Origin of the sequence: Lentzea xinjiangensis (genome assembly GCF_900110955.1) — a bacterium.
Classification (GTDB): Bacteria; Actinomycetota; Actinomycetes; order Mycobacteriales; family Pseudonocardiaceae; genus Lentzea; species Lentzea xinjiangensis.
Map to the genome: position 1 here is coordinate 89809 of NZ_FOFR01000005.1, position 12799 is coordinate 102607.

1 protein-coding gene (cut by a window edge) is annotated in these 12799 nt (G+C 73.6%); it reads right to left on the bottom strand.

Annotated elements, in window-relative coordinates:
- Window positions 1-12777 carry the beginning of a type I polyketide synthase gene (locus tag BMW88_RS42705; RefSeq protein WP_218148058.1) on the bottom strand. The gene continues 14910 nt to the left of window position 1, outside the view, so only the first 12777 of its 27687 coding nucleotides appear in the window; its start codon is at window positions 12775-12777; its stop codon lies off the left edge, out of view.
- Window positions 12778-12799: the final 22 nt, after the last annotated feature.

The window sequence follows — 12799 nt, forward strand, 5'->3', positions numbered from 1 at the left end:
GTGCTCGGTCCACGGCGCGTCGTCCTCGGTGCGGGAGTAGATGACGACCGGGCGGCGTCCGTCGCCGTCCTCGGCCCGCACGGCGACCTGGAGCTGCACGGGCCCGTCGAGGACGAGCGGCGAGGAGATCGTGAGCTCGTCGAGCCTCTCGCACCCGACCTCGTCGCCGGCCCTGACCGCGAGCTCGACGAACGCCGTGCCGGGCAGCAGCACCGTGCCGCTGACGGCGTGATCGGCGAGCCACGGGTGCGACCGCGCCGACAGCCGTGACGTGAAGAGCAGGTCCTCGCTGCCCGCGACGCTGACGGCCGCGCCGAGCAGCGGGTGCTCGACCGCGCCGAGGCCGAGGCCGGCCGGGTCGCTCGCCCGGACCTGGCCGTCCGGCCAGAACCGCCGGCGCTGGAACGCGTAGGTGGGCAGGTCGACGAGCCGGCCGCCGCGGAAGAACTCGTCCCAGGTGACGTCGAGTCCCTGGACGTGGGCCCGCGCGAGCGCCGTGAGGAGCTGCTTGCGGCCGCCTTCGTCGCGCCGCAGCGTTCCGAGGACCACGGCGTCTGCGTCGTGCTCCTCCACGGTCTGCTCGACGCCGAACGTGAGGACCGGGTGCGCGCTGGGCTCGACGAAGAACCGGAACCCGTCGCGCAGCAGGGCGCTCGTGGCGTTCTGGAACTCGACGGTCTGGCGCAGGTTGGTGAACCAGTAGCCGGCGTCCATGATCGCGGTGTCGATCGGTTCGCCGGTCACGGTGGAGTACAGCGGGATGGTGCTCGTGCGCGGCCGCACGCCCGCCAGGTCGGCCAGCACGCGGTCGCGGATCGCCTCGACCTGCGGGGTGTGCGAGGCGTAGTCGACCGCGATCATCCGCGCCCGGACGCCCTGGGTCTCGCACTCCAGCACGATCTCCGAGAGCGCCTCGACGTTGCCCGCGACGACGGTGGCGCTCGGCCCGTTGACGGCGGCGACGGCGACCTCGTCGCCGAAGCGCGCGATCCTGGGCCGCACCTCGTCGACGGGCAGCGGCACCGACAGCATGCCGCCCTTGCGCGACAGCTCCTCGTCGACGGCCTGGCTGCGCAGGGCCACCACGAGGGCCGCGTCCTGCAGGCTGAGCGCCCCGGCGACCGCGGCCGCCGCGATCTCGCCCTGCGAGTGGCCGACGACGGCGTGCGGCTCGACGCCGTACGAGCGCCAGACCTCGGCCAGCGACACCATGACCGCCCACAGCACGGGCTGCACGACGTCGACGCGGTCCAGCGGCAGCTCGTCGGCGAGCACCTCGGTCAGCGACCAGTCCACGTACGGGCGCAGCGCCGCGTCGCACTCGGCGATCCTGGCGGCGAACACGTCGTTGGTGGCCAGCAGCTCGCGGCCCATGCCGACCCACTGCGAGCCCTGGCCGGGGAACACGAACACGGTCTTGCCCGCGGCCGTGACCTGCCCCGTGACCACGTCCTCGCCGACGACCACGGCGCGGTGGTCGAACCGCGCGCGCCTGGCCAGCGTGAACCCGACGTCCACGGCGTCGGCCTCGACCGCCCTGATCCGCTCGACCTGGGCCTGCACCGCCTCCGCGGACTTCGCCGAGACGAGCAGCGGAATCGATTCCGCCTGGGCCCCCCGGGGGGAGTCCGAGGTCCCCACTCCAAGCATCCCACGGGAGGCCGACGAATCCTGGTCCGCGAGATCGACGACGAGCGAGTTGTCCACAGGGAACGAGTTGTCCACAGAAACCGCGGAAGGGCTTGCGGCTTCGAGGATCAGGTGCGCGTTCGTGCCGGAGACGCCGAACGACGAGACACCCGCGCGACGCGGGCGCGAGACGGCGGGCCACTCGCGCGCCGAGGTCAGCAGCTCGACGCTGCCCGCCTCCCAGTCGACGTGCGAGGACGGTTCGGTGATGTGCAGGCTGCGGGGCAGGACGCCGTGCCGCAGCGCCTGCACCATCTTGATCACCGACGCGACGCCGGCGGCGGCCTGGGAGTGGCCGATGTTGGACTTGATCGAACCGAGCAGCAGCGGCTCGGCGCGGTCCTGGCCGTAGGTCGCGAGGAGCGCCTGCGCCTCGATCGGGTCACCGAGCGGGGTGCCGGTGCCGTGGGCCTCGACGGCGTCGACGTCGGCGGCGGTGAGGCCCGCCGAGGCCAGGGCCGCGCGGATCACCCGTTGCTGCGACGGGCCGTTGGGTGCGGTCAGGCCGTTGGAGGCGCCGTCCTGGTTGACCGCGGAGCCGCGGACGACCGCGAGGATCGGGTGGCCGTTGCGCAGCGCGTCGGACTGGCGCTCCAGCACGACCTGGCCGATGCCCTCGGCCCAGCCGACGCCGTCGGCGGAGTCGGAGAACGCCTTCGACCGGCCGTCCTCGGAGACGCCGCGCTGCCGCGAGAACTCGATGAACGTCGACGGCGTGGACATCACCGTCACACCGCCGGCCAGGGCGAGCGAGCACTCCCCCGACCGCAGCGACTGGATCGCCCAGTGCATCGCGACGAGCGACGACGAGCAGGCCGTGTCGACGGTGACGGCGGGTCCCTCGAACCCGAACACGTAGGACACGCGGCCGGAGGCCACGCTGCCCGCGCTGCCCTGCCCCTGGTGCCCTTCCAGGTCACCGCCGCCGACGACGGACTGGTAGTCGTTGTACATCAGGCCGGTGAACACACCGGTCGCGCTGCCCCGCAACGAGGTCGGGTCGATGCCGGCGCGTTCCAGGGCCTCCCACGCGGTCTCCAGCAGCAGGCGCTGCTGGGTGTCGGTTGCCAGCGCCTCGCGCGGCGACATGCCGAAGAACGACGGGTCGAACTCGGCCGCGTCGTGCAGGAAGCCGCCGGAGCGCGTGTAGGAGGTGCCGACGTGGTCGGGATCGGGGTGGTACAGGCCTTCGAGGTCCCAGCCGCGGTCGGCCGGGAAGCCGGTGACGGCGTCGACCTCGTCCATCACGAGCTGCCACAGCTCTTCCGGCGTCGTGACACCGCCGGGGTACCGGCAGGCCATGCCGACGATCACGATGGGATCGTCCGAAGTGGACACGAGCGCGGGCAGGTCCGGTGTGGTGCCGGTGCTGCCGAGCAGCTCGTCGCGCAGGTAGGCGGCCAGCGCGCCGGACGTCGGGTAGTCGAAGATCAGCGTCGCCGGCAGGCGGATGCCGGTCGCGGCGGTCAGGCGGTTGCGCAGCTCGACCGCGGTCAGCGAGTCGAAGCCGAGGTCGCGGAACTGGTGCGCCGGGTCGACCGCGTGTGCGCCGCTGTGCCCCAGCACGCCGGCGACCTCGGTGCGGACGACGTCGAGCAGCGCTTCGAGCCGTTCGTTCTCGCCCAGCGCGGAAAGCCGGGAGACGAGGGTGACGGCGGTGTCCGAGCCCGCGACGGAACGCTTGGAGCGCGTCCGGACCAGGCCGCGCAGCACCGGCGCCACCTCGCCCCTGGCGCGCAGCACCGCGAGGTCGAGCCGGAACGGCGCCAGTGCCGGACCGCCGTGCGCGACGGCGGCGTCGAACAGCTCGACGCCCTGCTCCACCGGGATCGGCGGCATGCCGGCGCGGCGCATCCGGTCGACGTCCGCTTCGGACAGATGTCCGGCCATGCCGCCTTCCCAGGCGCCCCAGGCGAGCGAGACGGTGTTGGGCCGGTGCGCGGCCAGGGCGTCGAGGAACGCGTTGGCCGCGGCGTAGTTGCCCTGTCCCGCGCTGCCGAGCGTGCCGGCGACGGACGAGAAGAGCACGAACCGGTCGAGGTCGCCCGCCAGCTCGTGCAGGTGCCAGGCGGCGTCGACCTTGGGCTTGAGCACCGCGGAGAGGCGTTCCGGCGTGAGCGACTCGATCACGCCGTCGTCCAGCACACCGGCGGCGTGCACGATCGACCGCACGGGGTGCTGCTCCAGCAGCTCCCGGACGGCCTCGCGGTCCGACACGTCGCACCGCACGACGGTGACGCGCGCGTCGATCTCGTCGGCCCAGCCGGGCTTCGCGCCGCGCCGGCTGACCAGCACCAGCTCGTCGACGCCCCGCGCGGCGAGGTGCTTCGCGATGACGCCGCCCAGACCGCCGGTGCCGCCGGTGATCAGGACCGGTCCCCGCCACGTGACCTCGCGGCGGGCGGCGCTCGCCCGCGCGAGCCGGGCGGCCTTCACCACGCCGTCGCGGATGACCAGCTCCGGCTCGTCGACGCCCAGTGCGCGCGGCACGAGCTCGCCGTCGTCGGCGTCGATGATGCCGAACCGGCCGGGGTGCTCGGTCTGCGCGGAGCGCACGAGGCCGCGCACCGCCGCGCCCGCGAGGCAGCCCATGCCGGTGACGAACACCAGCTTCTCGGGGCGCTCGTCGGCGATCCACTCCTGCAGCCGCGCCAGCGCCTTCGCCGCCAGCGCGTGCGTGGCTTCGACGACCTCGCCCTCCGCGACGACGTGCTCGACCACGACATCGGTCGCGGGCTCGGCCGGCAGCTCGACCTCGGTCCAGTCGAGCTCGAACAGCGAGTCGCGGTGCGCGGTGCCGAGCTGCCCGGCCGAGACCGCGCGCACCACCAGGGAGTCCACGGAGGCGACCGGCGCACCGGTGGTGTCGGCGATGGCGATGGCGAGGTTGCCGCCGTCGCGCGTCAGCTTCACGCGCAACGCCGTCGCGCCGGACGCGTGCAGCGACACGCCTTCCCACGAGAACGGCAGGCCGGCGCCGTCGTCGGTGAGCAACGCGGCGTGCAGCGCGGCGTCCAGCAGGGCCGGGTGCAGCCCGAAGCCCGTGGACTGCACGCCTTCGGGCAGCGCGACCTCCGCGAAGACCGTGTCGCCCGCCCGCCACGCCGCGCGCAGGCCCCGGAACGCGGGCCCGTACTCGAAGCCCATCTCCGCGAACCGCTCGTAGGCGTCGGTGACGTCGACCGCCTCGGCACGCGGCGGCCACTCGCCGAGCCCGGCGACCTCGGCGACCGCGGCGCCGGAGCCGAGGACACCGGTGGCGTGGTCGGTCCACGGCTCGTCGACCGCGTTCTCCGGCCGGGAGTGGATGGAGATCGACCGGCGGCCGTTCTCCTCGGCGCCGACGATCAACTGGACCTGGACGCCCCCGCTCTCCGGCAGCACCAGCGGCGCGGCGAGGGTGAGCTCCTCCACGCGGTCGAGGCCGGTTTCGTCCGCCGCCCGGACGGCCAGTTCGACCAGCGCCGCCCCCGGCACGAGCACCGCGCCGTGCACCGCGTGGTCGGCGAGCCACGACCTGCGCGACAGCCGCGCGGTGAACAGGTAGCCCGCTCCGCCGGCGAGTTCGACGGCCGCGCCGAGCACCGGGTGCTCCACGGCGCCGAGTCCGGCCGACCGGACGTCCGACTTCGCGGTGGTCTCCGGCCAGAACGGCTGGTGGTCGAACGCGTAGGTGGGCACGTCGACACGTCGTCCGCCGGCCAGCAGCGGCGTCCAGTCGACGTTGATGCCGTCAACATGTACTTGACCGAGTGCAGTCAACATTGACTCAACGTCGGACTTGGTCCGCGTCAACGTCGGAATCATTCCGTCAACCATCGCCGTCAACTGCGCGTCCGGGCCGATCTCGACGAGCGTGGCGTCACCGAGTCGCGTGACGTTGTCGTGGAAGCGGACCGCGTCGCGGACGTGGCCGACCCAGTAATCAACCGTGGTGACGTCGCCGGACGTCGACATCGGGATGACCGGCTCGTGGAAGGTGATCCCGCTGATCGCCTCGCGGAAGTCCTCCAGCATCGGCTCCATCAACGGCGAGTGGAACGCGTGGCTGACCTTGAGCCGCTTGTTCTTCCACCGCTCGGCGACCCGGAGGACCTCGTCCTCAACACCCGCGATCACCACCGAACGAGGCCCGTTGACCGCAGCGATCGACACGCCATCAGTCAGGTGCTCACGCACCTCTTCTTCGGACGCGATGACCGACACCATCGCCCCACCCGCAGGCAACGCCTGCATGAGCGCCGCACGAGCCGTGACCAGCAGGCACGCGTCCTCAAGACTCAACACCCCGGCGACGTGCGCGGCGGCGATCTCACCGATCGAGTGACCAACCAGGTGCTCCGGCGTCACACCGAACGACTCCAGCAACTGGTACAGCGCCACCTCCACCGCGAAGATCGCGGGCTGCGCGAACCCGGTCCGGTTCAGCGCGTCGGCGTCGTCGCCCCACATGACCTCGCGCACGCCTTGGAGGTGCTCCAAGACCTCGTCGAGCGCGTGCGCGAACACCGGGAACGTCTCGTACAGCTCGCGGCCCATGCCGAGCCGCTGCGACCCCTGCCCGGAGAAGGCGAACGCGAGCGGCTTGCCGCTCACCGACCCCCTGGCGACGACCTGCCCGCCGAGCACGACCGCCCGGTGGTCGAAGGTGGTCTTGAGGGCGAGCGAGTACCCGATGTCGCGCGGGTCGCCGTCGAGGGGCAGCACCCGGTCGAGCTGGGCGTCCAGCGACGCCGCCGACTTCGCCGACACCAGCCACGGCGTCGGAATCGATCCCGACTGGCCCCCCTGGGGGGAGACCGAGGTCCCCACTCCGATCATCTCACCGGAGGCCGACGGTTCCGCTGCCGGAAGATCGGCAACCGCCGAGTTGTCCACAGCGGCCGGGTTGTCCACAGAGACGGCGGACGGGGTTGCGGCTTCGAGGATGACGTGGGCGTTGGTGCCCGAGACGCCGAACGACGAGACGCCCGCGCGGCGGGGGCGGCCGACCTCGGGCCAGGGGGTGGCCTCGGTGACGAGGGTGACGTCGCCGGCTTCCCAGTCGACGTGGGTGGACGGCTCGTCGACGTGCAGCGTGGCGGGGACCAGGCCGTGGCGCATGGCGTGCACCATCTTGATCACGCCGGCGACGCCCGCGGCGGCCTGGGAGTGGCCGATGTTCGACTTGATCGAACCGAGCAGCAGCGGTTCGGAGCGGTCCTGGCCGTAGGTCGCCAGCAGGGCCTGCGCCTCGATCGGGTCACCCAGCGTCGTGCCGGTGCCGTGGGCCTCCACGACGTCGACGTCGGCGGCGGTCAGGCCCGCCGAGGCGAGAGCCGAGCGGATCACGCGCTGCTGCGACGGACCGTTGGGCGCGGTCAGGCCGTTGGAGGCACCGTCCTGGTTGATCGCGGAGCCGCGCACGACGGCGAGGATGGTGTGGCCGTTGCGGATGGCGTCGGACCGGCGTTCGAGGACCAGCAGGCCGACGCCCTCGGACCAGCCCACGCCGTCGGCGGCGTCGGCGAAGGACTTGCAGCGACCGTCCGCGGACAGGCCGCGCTGGCGGGAGAACTCGACGAACGTCGACGGCGTCGACATCACCGTCACACCGCCGGCCAGGGCCAGCGAGCACTCGCCGTTGCGCAGGGCCTGGGCGGCCAGGTGCAGGGCGACCAGGGACGAGGAGCAGGCGGTGTCGACGGTGACGGCCGGGCCCTCGAAGCCGAAGGTGTAGGAGACGCGGCCGGACGCGAACGTGCCGGCGCTGCCCATGCTCTGGTAGCCCTCGAACTCGCTGCCGCTGATCACCACCGAGTAGTCGGTGTACATGACGCCCGCGAACACCCCGGTCGCGCTGCCCCGCAGCGACACCGGGTCGATGCCCGCGCGCTCCAGGGACTCCCAGGCCGTCTCGAGCAGCAGGCGCTGCTGCGAGTCGGTGGCCAGGGCCTCGCGCGGGGACATGCCGAAGAACGCCGGGTCGAACAGCGGCGCGTCGTGCAGGAAGCCGCCGGAGCGGGTGTAGGAGGTGCCGGCGTGGTCGGGGTCGGGGTGGTAGAGCGAGCCGAGGTCCCAGCCGCGGTTGACGGGGAAGTCCGTGACCGCGTCGACGCCGTCGACGACCAGGCGCCACAGGTCCTCCGGCGACGACACGCCGCCCGGGTAGCGGCAGGCCATGCCGACGATCACGATCGGGTCGTCGGAGGCTTCGGCGCGCACCGGGGTGGACGGCAGGGCGGTGTCCGCGCCGAAGAGCTCGTCGCGCAGGTGGGACGCCAGCGCGTCCGCGTTCGGGTAGTCGAAGATCAGGGTCGCCGGCAGGCGCAGCCCGGTGACGGCGGTGAGCTGGTTGCGCAGCTCGATGGCGGTCAGCGAGTCGAAGCCGAGCGACTGGAAGGCGCGGCCGGGGTCGATCTCACCGGTGCCCGCGTGGCCGAGGACGGCGGCGACCTGGCCTCGCACGAGGTCCAGCAGCGCTTCGCGGCGCGCGGTCTCGTCGAGGGAGGCCAGGCGGCCGGTCAGCGACGCGGCGGTGCCGGAGCCCGCCACCGCCCGGCGCGGCCGGGTCTTGACCAGGCCGCGCAGCATCGGCGGGAGGTCGCCGCGGCCGCGCAGCACGGGCAGGTCGAGGCGCACGGGGACCGCGTTGCCGGCGCGGACGGCGGCGTCGAACAGCTCCACGCCCTGCTCGGCGGTGATGCCGGGGATTCCGGTGCGCGCCATGCGTTCCGCGTCCGCGCCGGCGAGCATGCCCGCGGTCCACGGGCCCCACGCGAGGGACGTGCCGGGCAGGCCGTTCGCGCGGCGGTGCTCCATCAGGGCGTCGAGGAAGGCGTTGGCGGCGGCGTAGTTGCCCTGGCCGGCCGTTCCGATCGTGCCCGCGACCGAGGAGAACACGACGAAGGCGTCGAGGTCGCCGGCGAGCTCGTGCAGGTGCCACGCGGCATCGACCTTGGGACGCAGCACGGTGTCGACGCGGTCCGGCGTCAAGGACTCGACGGTTCCGTCGTCGAGAACACCCGCCGTGTGGATGATGGCGTGGACCTCGTGACGTGCGAGCAGGTCGGCGACCGCGGCGCGGTCGGAGACGTCGCACGCCTCGACGGTCACCGAGGCGCCCAGCGCCTCCAGTTCCGCGACGTCGGCCTCGCCGCGCCGCGAGACCAGCAGCAGGTCGCGGACGCCGTGCGCGGCGACGAGGTGGCGGGCGATCAGCAGGCCGAGGCCGCCGGTGCCGCCGGTGACGAGGACCTTGCCCCGCCACGAGAACCCGCCGGCCGCGGCGAGCCTCGCCAGGCGCGGCGCGAAGACCTGCCCGCCGGCGACCCGGACCTGCGGCTCGTCCAGGGCGAAGACCTCCGCCGGAACGTCGCCGTCCGCCTCCACGAGCAGGAAACGGCCGGGGTGCTCGGTCTGCGCCGACCGCACCAGGCCCCACACCGCCGCCGCGCCCAGGTCGCCGGGACGCGTGACGAACGCGAGGCGCTCCTGCCGTCCATCGGCGATCCACTGCTGCAGGCGGGCCAGCACCCGCGAAGTCAGGGCGTGCGCGGCGTCGGCGGGGGAACCGTCGCCGGAGACGACGTGCTCCACCTCGGCCGCCGCGGTCTCGGCGGGCAGCGCGACGGGCGTCCAGTCGACGTGGAACAGCGCTTCCCGCGCGATGCCGGGGTCGCCGGTGGCGACCGGCCGGGTGACGAGGGAGCCGACCGAGACGACCGGCGTGCCGGTGAGGTCCGTCGCCTCGACCGAGAACGACTCGCCCTGCGGGCGGATGCGCACCCGCAGAGCGGAAGCGCCGGTCGCGTGCAGCGAGACGTCCTGCCACGCGAAGGGCATGCCGCCCTCGGCCGTGCTGAGGTCCGCGGCGTGCAGGGCGGCGTCGAGCAGCGCGGGGTGCAGGCCGTAGCGGTCGGTCTCCTCGGTGACGGCGACCTCGGCGTAGACCTCCTCGCCGCGCCGCCACGCCGCGCGCAGCCCCTGGAACGCCGGTCCGTAGGCGAAGCCGTCGTCCGCGAGGCGCTCGTAGAACCCGTCCAGGGCAACCGGTTCGGCGCCGACGGGCGGCCAGGCCGAGGCGTCGGAGCCGGCCGCCGGGGCGGACTCGGAGGTGCCGGAGGAGAGGAATCCCGTGCAGTGCTCGAGCCACGGCGTGTCCGGGTCGAGCCGGGAGTACACGGCGACGGGACGCCGGCCCGTGGCGTCCTGCGCGCCGACGGCGACCTGCACCTGCACCGGGTCGGTGAGCACCAGCGGCGCGGACAGGGTCAGCTCGTCGAGGCGGTCGAGGCCCAGCTCGTCACCCGCGCGCAACGCCAGCTCGACGAACGCCGTGCCGGGCAGCAGCACCCTGCCGCCGACGACGTGGTCGGCGAGCCACGGCTGGGAGGCGGCGGACAGCCGGCTGGTGAACAGCACGCCCTGGCCGTCGGCCTGCTCCACCGCCGCGCCGAGCAGCGGGTGGCCGACCGGGGTGAGGCCGAGCCCGGACGCGTCGGCGTTCTTGCCGGCCGACGGCCAGAAGCGCTGCCGCTGGAACGCGTACGTCGGCAGGTCGACCCTGGTGGCGCCCTCGTAGAACGGCGTCCAGTCGACCGGGGTGCCCTCCACGTGCAGGCGGGCGAGCGCGGCGATCAGGGACGGCGCTTCCGGCCGGTCCTTGCGCAGTGCCGGGATGCCGCCGCCGACCAGCGCGGACAGCACGCCGTCGGGGCCGATCTCCAGGAACCGCTTGTCCCCCAGGCTGGTCACGGTGTCGTGGAAGCGGACCGCGGCGCGGACGTGGCGGACCCAGTACTCGGCGTTGGCGACGTCGCCGAGGCCGGGGATCACCGGGGTGGAGAAGGTCAGGTCCTCGATGGCGGTGCGGAAGTCGTCGAGCATGGGGTCCATCAGCGGCGAGTGGAACGCGTGGCTGACGGGGAGCTGCTTCGTCTTGCGGCCGTCGAAGCGGGCGACGACGGCGCGGGCTTCCTCCTCCACACCGGCGATGACGAGGGAGTCGGGGCCGTTGATCGCGGCGATGGACACGCCCGGTGTGAGGTGCGGGGTGACCTCGGCTTCGGTGGCCTGCACCGCGATCATGACGCCGCCGGTGGGCAGCGCCTGCATGAGCCGGGCGCGCGCGGCGACGAGCCGCGCGGCGTCCGCGAGGGTGAACACGCCCGCGACGTGGGCGGCGGCGATCTCGCCGATCGAGTGGCCGGCCACGAAGTCGGGCCTGACGCCGAACGACTCGACGAGGCGGTACAGGGCCACTTGGAGCGCGAAGATCGCGGGCTGGGCGTTGCCGGTGCGGTCCAGGGCCTCCGCGTCGTCGCCCCACATCACGCCGAGGCCGTCCAAGTGGCGCGCGACCTCGTCGAACGCCTCGCGGAACACCGGGAACGCCTCGTACAGCTCGCGGCCCATGCCGAGGCGCTGCGAGCCCTGGCCGGTGAACAGCAGCGCGAGCTGCTTCTCGGTGGCGGTGCCGCGGGCGATCTCGGTGCCGTCGACGACGACCGCGCGGTGGTCGAACAGCGTGCGCCGCGACAGCGAGTACCCGACGTCCACCGGGTCGGCGGAGACCTCCGCCAGCCGCGCGAGCTGCCCGTCGAGCGCCGCCTCGGACTTGGCGGACACCAGCCACGGCACGCCCGCGGACCGGGACACCTGGATCGATCCCGACTGGCCGGCCCCCTGGGGGGAGCGAGCCCCCACTCCCATCGTCTCAGGCAGGTCCGACACTTCCGGCGCGTCCGGCTGCGGCGGCGCCTCCACGATCAGGTGCGCGTTGGTGCCGGAGACGCCGAACGACGAGACGCCGACGCGCCGCGGGCGGTCGACGGACGGCCACGGCGTGGCCGAGGTCAGCAGCGCGACGGCGCCCGCCTCCCAGTCGACGTGCGACGACGGCGACGTCACGTGCAGGGTGCGGGGCAGGACGCCGTGCCGCATCGCCTGCACGGCCTTGATCACCGAGGCGACACCGGCGGCGGCCTGCGTGTGGCCGATGTTCGACTTGACGGAGCCGATGTAGAGGGGGACGGCGCGGTCCTGGCCGTAGGTCGCGATCAGCGCGGCGGCCTCGATCGGGTCGCCCAGGGTCGTGCCGGTGCCGTGCGCCTCGACGGCGTCGACGTCGGTGTGGGACAGGCCGGCGGAGGCCAGGGCCGCGCGGATCACGCGTTGCTGCGAGGGGCCGTTCGGGGCGGTCAGGCCGTTCGAGGCGCCGTCCTGGTTGACGGCCGACCCGCGCAGCAGCCCCAGGACCTGGTGGCCCTGGGCGAGCGCGTCGGAGAGCCGCTCCAGCACCAGCACACCGGCGCCCTCGGACCAGCCGACGCCGTCGGCGGAGTCGGAGAACGCCTTGCAGCGGCCGTCCGCCGCCAGCCCGCGCTGCAGCGTGAACTCGACGAAGGCGTGCGGCGTCGCCATGATCGTGACGCCACCGGCCAGCGCCAGGGAGCACTCACCGGACCGCAACGCCTGCATCGCCAGGTGCATGGCGACCGACGACGAGGAGCACGCGGTGTCCACGGAGACGGCGGGGCCCTCGAAGCCGAAGGTGTAGGAGAGCCGGCCCGACAGCACGGACGCGATGAGGCCGGTGGAGGCGTGCCCGTCGCCGTCCACCGACACGAGGTCCGCGTAGTCCTGGCCGTTCGTGCCGACGAAGACGCCGGTCTGCGAGCCCCGCAGCGCGGCGGGGTCGAGGCCGGCCCGTTCCAGGGCCTCCCAGGTGAGCTCCAGCATCAGGCGCTGCTGCGGGTCCATGCCCAGCGCCTCGCGCGGGGAGATGCCGAAGAAGCCGGCGTCGAACGAGGCCAGGTCGGTCAGGAACCCGCCCTCCTGCGCCAGGGAGGCGCCGGCGCGCAACGCGGCCAGGTCCCAGCCGCGGTCGGCCGGGAACGGCGACACGAGGTCCCGTTCCTCGGCCACGGCCTGCCACAGCTCCTCGGGAGTGGTCACCCCGCCGGGGAAGCGGCACGACATGCCCACGATCGCGATGGGCTCGCTGTGCTTCTGCTCCAGCTCGAGGACGCGTTCACGAGTCCGGCGCAGCTCGACCGTGACCCGCCTCAGGTAGTCGGCAACCTTGTCCTGCTGCTCTTCCTGCACTGTCCGTCCTCATTTCGTGCGG